This is a genomic window from Microbacterium sp. Soil_C_42 (genome assembly GCF_057656735.1).
Genome location: NZ_JBDGJU010000011.1, coordinates 56564 through 71154 on the forward strand (window position 1 = coordinate 56564; position 14591 = coordinate 71154).

Annotated in this window: 11 protein-coding genes and 1 pseudogene; 3 read left to right on the plus strand and 9 right to left on the minus strand. The window is 71.6% G+C overall.

Features of this window, described 5'->3' with window-relative positions:
• Window positions 1–26 precede the first annotated feature (26 nt).
• The 3 genes and pseudogenes from ypfJ (at window position 27) to AC3A46_RS09100 (ending at window position 4023) form a co-directional block, all read left to right on the plus strand.
• A complete protein-coding gene (gene ypfJ, locus AC3A46_RS09090) occupies window positions 27–896 on the plus strand; it encodes a KPN_02809 family neutral zinc metallopeptidase (RefSeq protein WP_487664880.1) in 870 nt (289 codons plus the stop codon).
• Window positions 893–1867: pseudogene (gene pip / locus AC3A46_RS09095) on the plus strand (prolyl aminopeptidase); the annotation flags it as partial. The gene ypfJ and the pseudogene pip, both read left to right, overlap by 4 nt.
• A gap of 569 nt (window positions 1868–2436) precedes the next feature.
• Window positions 2437–4023 carry a DEAD/DEAH box helicase gene (locus AC3A46_RS09100; RefSeq protein WP_487664881.1) on the plus strand — a complete coding sequence of 529 codons (1587 nt, stop codon included), beginning with the start codon at window positions 2437–2439 and terminating at the stop codon, window positions 4021–4023.
• Window positions 4024–4484: 461 nt separating this feature from the next.
• On the opposite strand, the gene AC3A46_RS09105 is transcribed toward AC3A46_RS09100, so the two are convergent.
• The 9 genes from AC3A46_RS09105 to AC3A46_RS09145 all read right to left on the minus strand — a co-directional run bounded on the left by AC3A46_RS09105 (window position 4485) and on the right by AC3A46_RS09145 (window position 14466).
• A complete protein-coding gene (locus AC3A46_RS09105; protein WP_487664882.1) occupies window positions 4485–6134 on the minus strand; it encodes a GMC family oxidoreductase in 1650 nt (549 codons plus the stop codon).
• Window positions 6131–7927, minus strand: coding sequence for an aldehyde dehydrogenase family protein (locus AC3A46_RS09110; protein ID WP_487664883.1), 1797 nt, complete (start codon window positions 7925–7927; stop codon window positions 6131–6133). The genes AC3A46_RS09105 and AC3A46_RS09110 overlap by 4 nt, the downstream gene beginning before the upstream one ends.
• Window positions 7928–8017: 90 nt before the next feature.
• Window positions 8018–8671 carry an MFS transporter gene (locus tag AC3A46_RS09115; RefSeq protein WP_487664884.1) on the minus strand — a complete coding sequence of 218 codons (654 nt, stop codon included), beginning with the start codon at window positions 8669–8671 and terminating at the stop codon, window positions 8018–8020.
• Complete coding sequence (locus AC3A46_RS09120; RefSeq protein WP_487664885.1) at window positions 8626–9516, minus strand: MFS transporter; 891 nt, start codon at window positions 9514–9516, stop codon at window positions 8626–8628. The genes AC3A46_RS09115 and AC3A46_RS09120 overlap by 46 nt, the downstream gene beginning before the upstream one ends.
• Before the next feature lie 14 nt (window positions 9517–9530).
• A complete protein-coding gene (locus tag AC3A46_RS09125) occupies window positions 9531–10796 on the minus strand; it encodes a kynureninase (RefSeq protein ID WP_487664886.1) in 1266 nt (421 codons plus the stop codon).
• Complete coding sequence (locus tag AC3A46_RS09130; RefSeq protein WP_487664887.1) at window positions 10783–11763, minus strand: hypothetical protein; 981 nt, start codon at window positions 11761–11763, stop codon at window positions 10783–10785. Before AC3A46_RS09130 ends, AC3A46_RS09125 begins: the two co-directional genes overlap by 14 nt.
• Window positions 11763–12611, minus strand: coding sequence for a tryptophan 2,3-dioxygenase (kynA, locus tag AC3A46_RS09135; protein WP_487664888.1), 849 nt, complete (start codon window positions 12609–12611; stop codon window positions 11763–11765). Before kynA ends, AC3A46_RS09130 begins: the two co-directional genes overlap by 1 nt.
• Window positions 12612–12672: 61 nt before the next feature.
• The gene (locus tag AC3A46_RS09140; protein WP_045297699.1) at window positions 12673–12906 is read right to left on the minus strand and encodes a glutaredoxin domain-containing protein; all 234 of its coding nucleotides are present in this window, start codon (window positions 12904–12906) and stop codon (window positions 12673–12675) included.
• Between the two features lie 99 nt (window positions 12907–13005).
• Window positions 13006–14466: a M1 family metallopeptidase gene (locus AC3A46_RS09145; protein ID WP_487664889.1), complete on the minus strand. Its 1461-nt coding sequence runs from the start codon at window positions 14464–14466 to the stop codon at window positions 13006–13008.
• Window positions 14467–14591: the final 125 nt, after the last annotated feature.

A 14591-nucleotide genomic window follows, 5' to 3' on the forward strand; every position in this document is an offset into this window, starting at 1 on the left:
CCGGACTGTCGGGGTACCGTGACGGCATGACGTTCAATGAGAACGCCAACGTCGGGGGGAACACGGCGAGGCGTCGAGGCGCGGGCGTGGCGGTGGCGGGCGGCGGGATCGCCGGTCTCGGTGCGATCGCGGTGATCCTGTTCCAGCTGTTCACCGGACAGGATCTGTCGAGCGTCATCCCCTCGCAGCCCCAGGTCGGCTCCGGCGAGGAGTCCGAGATCCAGCAGTGCGAGACCGGCGCCGACGCGAACGCCGATGACGACTGCCGCCTCGCCGCCGGCAGTGTCGTGCTCGACCAGTACTGGGAGTCGCAGGTGCAGGGCTACCGTGCACCGCAGCTGATCATCGTCGACCAGCAGACGGGCACCGCGTGCGGCACGGCGTCCAATCAGACGGGCCCGTTCTACTGCCCTCCCGAAGAGGCCGTCTACATCGATCCCACCTTCTTCGGCCTCCTGCGTCAGCAGTTCGATGCGTCGGCCGGCGACCTCGCCCAGCTCTATGTGCTCGCCCACGAATACGGCCACCACGTGCAGTACATCACCGGCATCATGGACGAGCACCCGAACAACGGCACCGGTCCCGACAGCAACGGCGTGAGGACCGAGCTGCAGGCCGACTGCTTCGCCGGCGCGTGGGTGGGCGATATGACCGAGCAGCGCGACGAGAACGGCGTACCGTATCTGAAGGAGCCCACGCAGCAGCAGATCGCCGACGCGATCAATGCGGCCGGCGCGGTGGGCGACGATCACATCCAGCAGGAGTCCGGGGGCAACGTGAACCCCGAATCCTGGACCCACGGTTCGAGCGAGCAGCGACAGCGCTGGTTCGAGACCGGTTACCGCAACGGGCCTTCCGCCTGCGACACCTTCGCCGTCTCGGGGGCAAGCCTATGAACGAACACCTCGACGACATCCTCTATCCGCTCATCGAGCCCTACGACACCGGTAACCTCATCGCCGGCGAGGGCAACCGCATCGCGTACGAGCAGAGCGGAAACCCCGAGGGCAAGCCGGTGGTGTTCCTTCACGGCGGTCCGGGCGCCGGCACCTCGCCCTGGCATCGCCGCTTCTTCGACCCCGAGCGGTACCGCATCATCCTGCTCGACCAGCGCGGCTGCGGCCGTTCCACCCCGCACGCGAGCGAGCCGGACGCCGACCTCCGCCACAACACGACCTGGCACCTCGTCGCCGACATCGAGCTGCTGCGCAAGAACCTCGGCATCGAGAGGTGGCAGGTGTTCGGCGGCTCGTGGGGGAGTGCGCTCGCTCTCGCCTACGCCGAAGCGCACCCGCAGGCCGTCACCGAGATCGTGCTGCGCGGTATCTTCACGTTGCGCCGCCACGAGCTGGAGTGGTTCTACGAGGGGGGCGCAGCATCCATCGTCCCGGATCTGTGGGAGGACTTCATCGCTCCCATCCCGATCCTCGAACGCTCGCAGCTCATGCAGGCCTACCACCGCCGCCTCGCGGATCCCGACCCCGCCGTGCACGTTCCCGCCGCGGTCGCGTGGTCGCGCTGGGAGGCCGCCAACCTCACGCTGCTCCCTGACGCCGAGCTCATCGAGGCGATGACGGAACCGCGCGCGGCGGTGGCGTTCGCCCGCATCGAGAACCACTACTTCCTTCACGGCGGCTGGTTCGAACCCGAGCAGCTGATCGCGAACGTCGGCCGCATCCGCGATATCCCCGCCGTCATCGTGCAGGGCCGATACGACGTCTGCACGCCCGCCATGACCGCGTGGGATCTTCACCGCGCGTGGCCCGAGGCCGACTTCGTCATGATCCCGGATGCTGCGCACGCCGCGTCCGAGCCGGGCATCGCGTCGGCCCTGCGCGCCGCGACCGACCGCTTCGCGGACCGGGCGCCGGAGGCGGCGGAAGCGCCCGCGGAAGAAGCGGAAGCGCCCGCGCAGGGGCACGAGGGTTCGGTGGACGAGCCTGAGTCGGACGCGGAGTCCTCCGTGCCCGAGGGTGACCTCGAGGCCGACGACCCCGAAGGCGACCCCGAAGGCGACCCCGATCCCGGGGCCGTCCCGCACGCCGAGCCGGAACTCCGCCGGGAGCGTGTCCGCAAGCGGTCGAAGAAGCGCAAGGACACCGCCGACCTCTGACCGCGGATGCAGAGGCGCTGGAACTCTCCCGCACCCACGAGGCGTTTCGTGCGCCTGACCTGTTCTCCGGTCGTTGAGCGAGCCTGCGGGTCGAAACGCCCCGGACCCCCCGACGACTCCGGCCGGGCAACGCCCAGGCACCCACTGGTAGGGTGGAAACCCTTGCAGCGCATTCTTGCGCTTCTCGCGTCGTAGAACGCTTCCCTCGCCGGCATCCGGACCCCGATCCGAAGAACCGCGCTGACATCTTTCGTACGGCGACCCGCGGGCGAGATACGCCCCGGCCACCGACAGGGCACTCGCGTGCCTGGAGAACATCCCTCATGACCGAAACCTCGTTCGGCGCGCTCGGCGTGCCGCAGCCCCTCGTCGACGTGCTCGCCGCGAACGGCAAGACCACCGCGTTCCCGATCCAGGTCGACACGCTCCCCGACACGCTCGCCGGCCGCGACGTGCTGGGCCGCGGCAAGACCGGCTCGGGCAAGACGCTCGCCTTCTCGATCCCCATGGCCGCGCGCCTGGGCGGCAAGCTCGCCGGCGGCACCCGCCGCAAGGGTCGTCCGCTCGGCCTCGTGCTCGCGCCGACGCGCGAGCTCGCGACGCAGATCGACGCGACCCTCGCCCCGCTCGCCAAGGCCTATGGCCTCACCACCACCACGATCTTCGGCGGCGTGAACCAGAACCGTCAGGTCAACGCCCTCAACGCGGGCGTCGACATCGTCGTGGCGTGCCCGGGCCGCCTCGAGGACCTCATGAAGCAGGGCTTCGTGCACCTCGACGCCGTCGAGGTCACCGTCATCGACGAGGCCGACCACATGGCCGACCTCGGCTTCCTGCCGGGCGTCACGCGCATCCTGAACGCGACGCCGGCCGGCGGTCAGCGCCTGCTCTTCAGCGCGACCCTCGACAACGGGGTCGACAAGCTCGTGAACCGCTTCCTGCAGAACGAGGTGCTGCACTCCGTCGACGAGGCGCACTCGCCCGTCGCGGCCATGACGCACCACGTCTTCACGCTCGCCGACGCCGACGCCAAGAAGGACGTCGTCACGGCCCTCGCCTCGGGTATGGGCCGCCGCATCCTGTTCATGCGCACCAAGCACCAGGCGAAGAAGCTCGCGAAGCAGCTCACCGGCCAGGGGATCCCGGCCGTCGACCTGCATGGCAACCTGTCGCAGGCGGCCCGTGACCGCAACCTCGCGGCGTTCTCGTCCGGCGCCGTCAAGGTGCTCGTGGCGACCGACGTCGCCGCCCGCGGCGTGCACGTCGACGACGTCGAGCTCGTCATCCACGTCGACCCGCCCATGGAGCACAAGGCGTACCTGCACCGCTCCGGCCGCACCGCTCGCGCGGGCGCCGAGGGTGCGGTCGTCACCCTCGTGCTCCCCGAGCAGCGCCGCGACGTGTCGCAGCTGCTGCGCAAGGCCGCCATCTCCGTCGAGCCGGTCGCCGTCACGGCGACCTCGCCCGAGGTCGTCGAGCTCGTCGGCAAGGTCGCCCCTTACGTCAAGCCGGTCCCCGTGGCCGAGACGCCGCGCGGCACCAGCCAGGGCGCGAATGCCCAGCGCAAGCGCGCGGCGCGTGACGCACGCGAGACGGATGCTGCCGCCACCGCGGGCCGCTCCGGCGGCGGCCGTCGCCGTCGCGGTTCGGGCCAGGGTGGTTCGGGCCAGGGTTCGGCGCAGGGCGCCGGGCGTCAGCAGGCCGCGGGCGGTCAGCGTCGCGACGCCGCCACCACGCACGACAAGGCCTCGCACCAGCGTCACGACCAGAGCGCGGGCCACTCGCGTTCGGCCCAGCCCGCCGGCAACCCCCGCACCCCGGGCCGTCGCGCCTCGTCGGGCGGCACCGGCAAGCTCATGGTCGGCTCGGTCGTCCGCCCCAACGGCACCAACCGCCGCGGCGGCCGCTGAGTCTGCGCACGTTCGAACCCCCTCCGCCCTCACCCGAGGGTGCGAGGGGGTTCGTCTTTCCGCGCGACACGTCCGTCACCCGACCGCCGGCCTCCCCGTCAACGCTGCGAAGTCCGGACTTCGCGGGTCTTGGAGCGTGGGATGCTGCGATACCCGGACGGGCGGGTGGGCGGGCCGCGACTGTTGCTGCGAAGTCCGGACTTCGCAGGTCTTGGAACGTGGGATGCTGCGATACCCGGACGGGTGCGCGTGGGCGGGTGGGCGGGCTGCGACTGTTTCTGCGAAGTCCGGACTTTGCAGGTCCTGGAGCGTGGGATGCTGCGAAACCCGGACGGGTGCGGGTGGGCGGGCTGCGACTGTTGCTGCGAAGTCCGGACTTCGCGTGTCTTGGAGCGTGGGATGCTGCGAAACCCGGACCTGAGACGACACCCGCGCCGACAGGACCGGCCGGAGGGGTGAGGTCAGACCCGGCGGCCGAGGATGAGGTCGGCCGCGACCTCGCCGATCACGATCGCGGGGGCGTTGGTGTGGCCGCGGATGACCGTGGGCATGATGGATGCGTCGGCCACGCGGAGTCCGGCGACCCCGCGGACGCGCAGCTCGGGATCGACGACCGACGCGGCATCCGTCCCCATCCGCGCCGTGCCGACCGGGTGATAGAGGGTGTGCGAGTAGCGGCGGAGCGACACCTCCGCGCGTTCGGCCGGGGTCATGCGCTCCCCGCCGTCGGGCTGCACCCAGCCGCCGGTCGTGAGGGCGCGGAGCGCCTCGGTGTCGATGAGGCGCTCGCACTCGGCGAGCCCCGCGAGCATGGTCTCGGCGTCGACGCCCTCGGGGTCCGACAGGTACGCGGGGTCGATGAGCGGCGCCGCCGAGGGGTCCGCCGACGCGAGCCGGATCGTGCCGCGGCTGCGTGGGCGCAGGAGGATCGCACCCACCGTCAGTCCGTGCGCCGGCGTCGGCACCAGCCCCTCGCCGACGTAGGGGACGGGCGCGAAGATGATCTCGATGTCGGGGAGCCCCGCCGGCGCGCCCGCGCGCTCGGCGACCTCGGTGCGCACGAACCCGTAGGCCTCGGCGACGTTGGAGGTCAGCATCCCCTTTCGGGTGGTGAGGTACCTCGCGAGCTCGGCGGGCTTCTCGGCGTCGAACAGCGTGCCGCCCTTCGCGGCCGGCGCGAGGCCTGCGACGAGATGATCCTGCAGGTTCGCGCCGACGTCGGGGGCATCGACGACGACACCGATCCCGTGCTCGGCGAGGTGGGCGGCGGGGCCGATGCCGCTGAGCATGAGCAGCTGCGGGGTGTTGATCGCGCCGCCCGACAGCACGATCTCGCGGCGTGCGCGCAGGTGCCGGGTGATCCCGTCGATATCGACGTACACGCCGGTGGCGCGGGGCTCCGCCCCGTCCTCGTCGGCAGCGGTGAACGTGATCCGGCGCACGTGAGCACCGGTCATCACGCGCAGGTTGCGCCGGCCTTTCGCGGGACGCAGGTACGCGTCGGCCGTCGAGGCGCGCGCGCCGCGGTGCTCGCTCACCATCGTCTGGGAGAAGCCCTGGCCCGTGGGCAGGTTCGCGGGGGTCACCGGGTGCCCCGCCTCCCGCGCCGCCGCCAGGAACGCGGCGGTGTGCGGCCGGGGGTCGCGCTGGTGCTCGACCGACTGGGGGCCGTGCGCGCCCTGTGTCGCGTCCGCCGGGTCGGACGTGCGCTCCACACGCCGGAAGTAGGGGACCAGGGCGTCCCACGACCACGTCGGGCCCGCGGCATCCGCCCATTCGTCGTAGTCGGCGGCGAAGCCGCGCACCCACATCATCGCGTTGAGCGACGACGATCCGCCCAGGGTCTTGCCGCGCGGCCAGTACACGGTGCGGCCCTCGAGGCCCGGTTGGGGGACGGTGTCGTAGTTCCAGTCATAGGCGCCGCGGAACAGCTTCGAGAAGGCCGCAGGCACGTGCAGCTCGAGCGCCTTGTCGGGGCCGCCGGCCTCGAGCAGCAGCACCGAGACGTCGGGGTCGTCGCTCAGCCGCGCCGCGAGAGCCGCTCCCGCCGAGCCCGCGCCGACCACGATGAGATCGGCTTCGAGCCCGTCGGAGCCGAAGCCGGCGGTCACGCCTGCATGGCCTTCGTGAGCGTCTTCACGAGCCCAGGAAGCCTGCCGTCGACGAGATAGCGCGTGAGCCCGGCGCTGACCTCGGCGCCGGTGCGGGAGCTCACGAACCACGGCGGCGTGGGCAGGATCGTGGATTTCGACCGGCTCAATCGCCGAAGCTGGTCGCCCACCGACCGGGGGAAGGGGCGGAACGGACCGCGCCCGACCGACCGCTCGACGCGATCCAGCAGCAGGGCGTTGTGCACGACGCCGATGCCGCTCGACACGTCGTCGAGCGTCGCCCCGGGGAACCCGCCCCACGTGAGGCGTGCGGTGAGGAAGTTGAAGGCCGTCCACGTGTTGATCGCGATGGCGCCGTAACGCAGGTCGGCGATCGCGCGCTCGAACCCTTCGCCGAGCGCCTCCTCGGTGGCGGGGTCGATGATCACGTTGGCGCCGAGGGTGCCGGTGAGCCTGTCGTTCGCGTGCGCGACGGCCGCGTCGAGGAACTCCTGGCCGGTGCCGCCCACCAGGGCGACCCCGAGGATGGGCGCGAAGTACTCCACCGTCTCGACAGGGTCGGTGTCGTCACCCTCACCGACCCCGACGATCGCGCGGGTGCGGTCGGCGCTCCACACGGCATCGGGATAGGCGGATGCTGCGGCCTCCAGCCGCTCTGCGCTGTGGGGGTACCAGACCGGGCGCTCCGGGGCCGCGGCGTACGCCGCGTGCAGCTCGCGCAGGAACTCGGCGCGCTGCGGCCAGTCCGAGCTGACGATGACGACCTGGCCCGCGATGCAGTTGTGTCCGGCGTTCACGAGGCGCATCGTCGCGACGTGCTCCGCCTGGTACTTCAGGTCGGCCGCCGACCACCTGCCCGGCACGACGATGATGGGCGAGACGCCGCCGAGCTCGGCGGTGATCGGAACCTGCAGCTTCGGGCTTCCCGACGCGCGTGCTGTCGCGGCATCCTCTCCGGTGCCCCACACGATCGCGTCGAACGTGACCGCCGACCCGGTGATGTGCACGTGCGCGAAGCGCGGGTGCGAGGTCAGGTAGGCGCCGGTCGCGGCTCCGCCGCGCACGATGCGCAGGAAGCCGGGCTCGATCAGCGGGGCGAGCGCGCGCTCGAACACCGGCACGAGCGCGTCCTGCGTCGGGTTGACCTTGAGCAGCGCCACGCGATTGTGCGCGAAGAGCTCGTACAGCACGTCGGCGACCGGGATGGAGCTCACGTTGCCCGCGCCCAGCACGAGGCCGACGCCACCGGACACGGTCGGGGTCAGCTGGGCGAGGCCCGCGGTGCGGGTCGCTTCGACCGCGGAGACACCCGGCTCGAACCACACCTCGCCGGTGAAGCCCGACAGCAGGAACTTCTCGGTGCCGTTCAGGGGGAAGGCGTTGGCGCGCAGGCGCCCGCCCGGAGCCTCGTCGAGCGTGACGCCGTCGAGCGGGCTGCGGCCCTTCGCGAGCGCCGCGAGCGTCTCGCGCAGCGCGTCGAGCAGTCCGATGACGGCGTAGGGCCCGCCGAGCCACTCTTCGCCCGACAACGGGTGCCCGGGCGCCAGGTCCTTCGACATCGTCGCCGCGTCGGCCCACTCCTGTGCGACGGCGCCGACGGCGTCGCGGACGCGGCCGATGAGGCGGGCCCGCTGGTCGAGGGTGAGCGCCACCCACACCTTCGCGCCCACCTCGAGCCGATCGATGTCGGCGTCGAGCGCCGCGCGCTCGTCGGCGGGAAGGTCCGACTTCGCCGCGCGCTTCGCCGGCGCCTTGCGCGGCTTCGCCGGCGCTGCGGACGAGGTGGGGGACATGTGTTCTCCTTCGAACTCGCGCGCGACTCCCGCTCGTGAGCACGTCACCGGGCATCCTATGTCACCGCGCCTGTGCGGCGGCACTCGGTCTCAGACGAGCTGCGACTCGGTGTCGTGGCGATCGATGTCGGCGCGGCGCAGCGGGTAGCGGGCGAGCGTGAGAAGGCTCAGCGCGATCAGCACGGCCGGTGCGAGGCTGAAGCTCAGGACGATGCCCGTGATCGCAGCATCCGGCTGCTCCACCACCTGTGTGCCCGTCGACGAGACGTATCCCGTCACGGCCAGGATCACCGCCAGCGTCGTCGCGCCGAGCGCGAAGCCCACCGTCTCACCGGCGGTCCACACGCCGCTGAACGACCCGGCGCGGCCGGGTCCGTGCGTGCGCTCGTCGTGGGAGATGACGTCGGGGAGCATCGCCATCGGCAGTGACTGCATGCCGGCGTACGCGACGCCCGCGATGCCGACCGGCACGTAGATCCAGTCGCCCGGCGCCCACAGCATGCCGAGGATCGACACCGCCGCGATCGCGAAGACGACGCTCGCGATCGTGAACGTCCGCTCCTTGCCGATGCGCCGCGCGACCACTCCCCACGCGGGGGCGGCGAGCAGTGCCGGCGCGATGAGGGCGACGAACAGAAGCTCGACCGCCGCCTGCGAGTGCAGCACCCAGGTCGCGACGTACTGGGCGCCCGCGAGCATCAGCCCGGTGGCCAGCGCCTGCAGCACGAACGTGCCCAGCAGCAACCGGAACGCCCTGCTGCGCCGGAGCGCACCGATCCCCTCGGCGAAGTGCTCCCGGATCCCGGCGGCCGTCGCATCCGTCGCTCCGTCCTCCGGCGAGAGTACAGCGGGTCGCCGAGACGCTGGTTCGTTCCCTGCCTCTCGGCGACCAGGTGCACTCTCGCGGATCGGCTGGGGGTGACGGATGCTGCGCGCTTGGCCACACCCGTGGCCACCAGCATCCCCAGTCCGATGACCACACCGCAGACCACGCCCATCACGACGTACTGGACGAACGGGTCCTCCGATACGCGACGCAGCGCCGGGCCCCCGGCGCCGAACAGCAGGATCGCGAGCGTGAGCACGACGACGCGCCACGTCAGCAGGCGCGTGCGCTCGTCGTAGCGCGGCGTGAGTTCGGCGGGAAGCGCGATGTAGGGCACCTGGAAGAGGCTGAACGCCGTCGCCGTGAGCGTGAACGTGAGCAGCACCCAGATGCCGGCGACCACCGGCCCGAGCGACGGCGGCACCGCGAACGTCAGCGCGAACAGCACCGGCAGTGCGAGCGCGCCGATCACCATCAGGCGCCGGCGGCTGCCGTGGCGGGCGAGGTCGCGGTCGGTGAGCGCGCCGATGATCGGGTCGATGACGACGTCCCACACCTTCGCGACCGTGATGACCGCGCCGGCCGCGAGCGCGGCGACCCCGAGCGAGTCGGTGAGGTAGTAGGTCAGCACCAGGCCGGGCAGGGTCGCGAACCCGCCCGTGCCGAGCGAACCGGTCGCGTAGCGCGCGATCGTGCCTCGGCTGAGACGGGCGGGGGAGACGGATGCCGGCGCCCCAACGGCCGGCGGAGCCTCGTTGCTCATCGCGCCAGTGTAGGTCAGGACTCGGCGCGGACTGCGGCCTCGACCGCCCGGAGGCCGGCGAGGGTCTCGGCGAAGGAGGTGGAGAGCGGGGAGAGGCCGATGCGGAGTCCGCCCGGATCGCGGTAGTCGGGGATGACGTCCTCGGTCCAGAGGCGAGCGGTGACCGCGCGCATCGACGGGTGCGACAGCGTCACGTGCCCGCCACGCTCGGCGGGATCCCGCGGCGACGCGACCGTGACCCCGAGCGGGGCGAGCAGCTCGTCGGCCACTCGCACGGCGAACTCCGTGAGTGCGATCGACTTCGCGCGCACGGCCTCGATGCCGACCTCCTCGAGCAGGTCGAGGGTGTCCTGCATCGCGAGCATGCCGACGATGGGCGGCGTGCCCGACAGGAAGCGCCGCATGCCGTCGGCCGGCCGGTACTCCGGACCCATCGCGAAGACGTCGGCCGTGCCCATCCACCCCTGGATGGGCTGGGCCAGCCGATCCTGCAGCCGCGCAGCGACGTAGGCGAACGCCGGCGAACCGGGACCGCCGCCCAGGTACTTGTACGTGCAGCCGACCGCGAGGTCGACGTCCCACGCGTCGGCCTCCACCGGCACGGAGCCCACGGAGTGGCACAGATCCCAGAGGATGAGAGCGCCGGCGTCGTGCGCGATGCGGGTGAGGGCCGCGGCATCCGTCAGATATCCCGACCGGTACGCCACGTGCGACAGCAGCACGACCGCCGTCTCGGGGCCGACCGCCGCGCGGAGCGCGTCAGCGGACACACCGCCGTCGAGCTCGACGTCGATCCACCTGATGCGTCCGCCCCGCTCCGCGGCGATGCCCTCGACCAGGTACCGGTCGGTGGGGAAGTTGTCACGGTCGACGACGATCTCGACGCGTGCCGGATCCGCGGCGGCGGCGGCGTCGAACGCCGCGCGCAGCAGCTTGTACAGCAGCACCGTGGTCGAGTCGCCGATCACCGTCTGGCTTGCCGCGGCGCCGATCGCCGCGCGCCCGACGGCGTCGCCGATGTCGAACGGCAGCTGCATCCACGACTCGTCCCAGCCGCGGATGAGGCGACCGCCCCATTCGTCCCGCACGAACGTGGCAAGCCTCTCGACGCTCGCGCGCAGGGGGCGCCCGAGCGAGTTCCCGTCGAAGTACACGAGCGGGCTCTGCGCTCCCACGAACGCGTCGCGGTGTGCGGCGAGGGGGTCGGCGGCATCGAGAGCGGATGCGGTGTCCTCGAGTGCGTGGGCCACCGGCGCCTCGGTCGGGTCAGTGGTCGTCATGGATGAGCTCCTCGGTGGGGACGACGGTCGCGCCCCGCAGCCACTCGGCGACCTCGTCGAGTGCGGTCGGCGGCGGGCCGGGGACGAACGTGCAGACCCCCGAGGGCGGGTCGGCGAGCGGCCACGGATCGGCCAGTGCCGAGATGAGCGCCGCGCCGCGGACGCCCGCGCGGTCGAGCGCCGCGACCTCGTCGGGGTTGACGCCCACCGGCTGCTCGCCGTTGCCGAGGTCCGTGCCGTAGAGCACGCGTCCGCCCGCGGCGACGAAGCCCGCGAGGTTCACCCGCGCGAACTCGGCGGCCTGGTCGTCGTCGCGGTGGATCGCGAGCGTCGAGATCCACACCTGGCCGGCGGCGACCGCGTGCGCGGTGAAGGTGCGTCCGACGAACTCGGTGAACGGCGTGTGGGCGAAGCCGTCGACGCCCGCGTCGAGCGCGAGCCGCGGCATCCCTTGGCCCTCCGCATGTGCGACGACGGGCAGCCCGCGCTCGCGCGCGACCTCCACGATCGCGGCCAGCGCCTGCGCGTCGAGCACGGGACCCGCGACGCTGTTGAGCGAGGCCTTGATGACGGATGCCCCGAACGAGGCCTGCTCGTCGACCGCGGTCGCCGCGCCGCCGGCGACGCCCGGGTGGGTCGACGCGTCCGCGATCTCGCGGGCGATCTCCGCGGGTGCCCAGGGGCGTCCGACCGGGTACCCGCCGACCGCGGTGAGGAACGCGCCGGCATATGCCACGCGCGGAATGCTGTGGTTCCCCCGTCGTGCCAGTGCCACCGGGTCGCCGCCGAGATCGACGACGCCGGCGATGCCGCCTGCGGCCAGACCGCTCTCGTCGATGAGGTGCAGGTGCACGTGGTGGTCGGTGAACGGGGGCAGCGAGACCCCGTGCTCGCCGGTGATCGCCCGGCGGCAGAGAGCCGCATCGGTGCCGAGGAGTTCGCGCAGCGCGTCGGGATCGTTCGACATCACAGCTCCGTCCGCACGGCGTACAGCTCGGGGAAGAACGTGAGCTCCAGCGCGCGCTGCAGGAACGGCACGCCGCTCGAGCCGCCGGTGCCCGTCTTCAGACCGATGATGCGCTCGACCGTCTTGAGATGGCGGAAGCGCCAGAGCTGGAAGTTGTCCTCGAGGTCGACGAGCTCCTCGCAGGTCTCATACGCCGCCCAGTGGGCCTCCGGGTCGCGGTAGATCTCGGTGAGCACCGGCACGAGCTCCGGAGTGTAGGTCCACGCCTTCGTGACATCGCGCTCGAGCACCTCGGCGGGGATCGGGTAGCCCGAGCGGGCCAGCATCGCGAGGAACTCGTCGTAGAGGCTCGGCGCCTCCAGCGCCGCCGCGACGAGGGCGTGAGCGGCGGGGTCGGAGGCGAACACCCGCAGCATGGCGGCGTTCTTGTTGCCGAGCGTGAACTCGACGGCGCGGTACTGCGCCGACTGGAAGCCGCTGGCGTTGCCCAGCACGCCGCGGAACTGCCCGTACTCGGCAGGGGTCAGCGTCGCGAGCACCGACCACTGCTCGGTGAGGGTCTTCTGGATGTGCTTGACACGCGCGATGCACTTGAGCGCGGGGGCCAGCTGGTCCTCGCGCAGCAGCCGGCAGGCGGCGCCGAGCTCGTGCAGCACGAGCTTCAGCCACAGCTCCGTGGTCTGGTGCTGCACGATGAACAGCAGCTCGTCGTGGTGCTCGGGGTCGCTGAGCGGCCGCTGGGCCGACAGCAAGGTGGCGAGATCGAGGTAGCCGCCATAGCTCATGCGGTCCTCGAAGTCGGTGACGACAGATCCCTCGATCGCCCGGGTATTGCGTTCGACGCTCACGGGCTCAGCCTAATGAGCAGGCACGGTGCGGCGTCAGGCCCGAGACGCGATCAGCGGCGCCTCAGATGAGGGAGAGCTCCCGCAGCTTCGACTCGACGTCGGCGTTCGACGGCTCGACGTGGTGCGAGGCATCCGGGTACACGACGACCGGGATGTTGGTGCGACCCGAGATGTCGCGGGCGACGTCCGCGGCGGCGGGGTCGGCGACGAGATCGACGTAGGTGTACGAGATGCCGAGCTCGTCGAGCTGCTTCTTGGTGCGGATGCAGTCGCGGCACCAGTCAGCGCCGAACATCGTGATGGTGGAGGGGGAGGAGGCCGGGAAAGTCACCATTCCATTCTCAGCGATGGATCCTGGGTGGGCGCCGCACGCGGCGCCCACCCAGCTCCACCCTCACCAGCTGGTCGGCTTCGGCGGCTGGTAGGCCCACACGTCGAAGAACGTGGCGAGGTCCTGATCGGAGACCTCTTCCGAGAGTGCGATGAAGTCCGCGGTGGTTGCGGTGCCACCGCCGAAGCGCGCCACCCACTCCTTCGCGATGTCGAAGAACACGTCGTCGCCGACCTTCACGCGCAGCGCGTGCAGCAGCGCCGCGCCGCGGTTGTACACCGGCCTGTCGAACAGTCCGAACGGGCCGGGATCGGCGAGCACGGTGTTCCACGCGGCCTGCGAGGGCGAGTTCATCAGTGCGTTGAATCGCGCGGCGGCGGTCTGGCCACCGTCGTGCTCGGTCCACATCCACTCGGAGTAGGTCGCCCAGCCCTCGTTGAGCCAGATGTCGGCCCAGCGGCCCGGGCTGACCTGGTTGCCCATCCACTGGTGTGCGAGCTCGTGGGCGACGGTGCCCAGCGACGCCTGGCCCGAGAAGAACGACCGGGTCTGCGTCTCGAGCGCGTACGACACGGAGTCGTTGTCGACGATGGCGCCGTACGAGACGAAGGGATAGTCGCCGTACAGGCCCTCGAAGAAGGTGAGCATCTCGCCGGTCCTGGCGAGGTTCGAGTACTGGCCCGGCTGCCGCGACTTGTCGATCGCGTCGATGATCGGTGTCCCGTTGGCGGCCGTGTACTGCTCGAGCCGGAAGTCGCCGACCGTCGCGGTCGCGAGGTACGCCGCCATCGGGTCGGGCGCGTTCCAACGCCACGTGATCCTGCCGTCCGCGGTCTCCGACCCCTCGAGGAGCCCGTTGGCGACGGCGACGCGCCCTTCGGGCACGGTGATCTCGTAGGAGTAGGTCGCCTTGTCGGTCGGGTGGTCGCTCACCGGGAACCAGGTCGACGATCCATCGGGCTCGCTGACCACCATGGCGCCATCGCGCGTGGTCACCCACCCGTAGAGGGCGTCGTCGATGTCGGTCGGACGGCCGGTGGTGCCGCCGTATGTCACGACCACGGTCGCGGACTGCCCGGTCTTGAGCTTCGGGCGCGGGGTCACGACGAGCTCTCCGCCGCCCTGCGTGAACGCCATGCTCTTTCCGTCCACCACGACGGACGACGCGCTCAGTCCGCGCAGGTCCAGGTTGAATCGGTCGATGTCGGCCGTCGCGATGAGGTCGATGGTCGCCACGCCCGCCAGCTGCCCTTCCAGGAGAGCGGGCGCGGGCGCCGGCGGCGTGTAGTCGAGATCGAGGTCGTAATGCTGCACGTCGATGCCGCCGTTGCCGGCGAGTGGGAAGTACGGGTCGCCTGCGCCTTCCGACCCCGGTGCGTAGCGGGGGCCGGGCGTGCCGCCGGGTGACGCGTTCGCCCCGGCGGCGCCGGCGAGCGAGGCGACGATGAGTCCGGTGGCGAGCGAGCCGAGGGCTATCGACCTCGCGGTCCTCGTTGACGGGCGATGGGACGGACGTGCGGGCATGGCAGCCTCCGGGTCGGCGAGGGTCTTCGCCCAGCATCCTCGGCTTCCGCACGCGTGTCGAGAGGAGAATCGCCCCCGTGCGTTGACCGAGGGTCTCCCCTGCGTCCGCTGAGCCGACGCAAACG

Bases quoted from the DNA above. Each gene is read 5' to 3' on its own strand.
- ypfJ (WP_487664880.1), top strand. From the start codon at position 27: ATGACGTTCAATGAGAACGCCAACGTCGGGGGGAACACGGCGAGGCGT.
- AC3A46_RS09100 (WP_487664881.1), top strand. From the start codon at position 2,437: ATGACCGAAACCTCGTTCGGCGCGCTCGGCGTGCCGCAGCCCCTCGTC.
- AC3A46_RS09110 (WP_487664883.1), bottom strand. From the start codon at position 7,927: ATGTCCCCCACCTCGTCCGCAGCGCCGGCGAAGCCGCGCAAGGCGCCG.
- AC3A46_RS09120 (WP_487664885.1), bottom strand. From the start codon at position 9,516: ATGAGCAACGAGGCTCCGCCGGCCGTTGGGGCGCCGGCATCCGTCTCC.
- AC3A46_RS09125 (WP_487664886.1), bottom strand. From the start codon at position 10,796: ATGACGACCACTGACCCGACCGAGGCGCCGGTGGCCCACGCACTCGAG.
- AC3A46_RS09130 (WP_487664887.1), bottom strand. From the start codon at position 11,763: ATGTCGAACGATCCCGACGCGCTGCGCGAACTCCTCGGCACCGATGCG.
- AC3A46_RS09140 (WP_045297699.1), bottom strand. From the start codon at position 12,906: ATGTTCGGCGCTGACTGGTGCCGCGACTGCATCCGCACCAAGAAGCAG.
- AC3A46_RS09145 (WP_487664889.1), bottom strand. From the start codon at position 14,466: ATGCCCGCACGTCCGTCCCATCGCCCGTCAACGAGGACCGCGAGGTCG.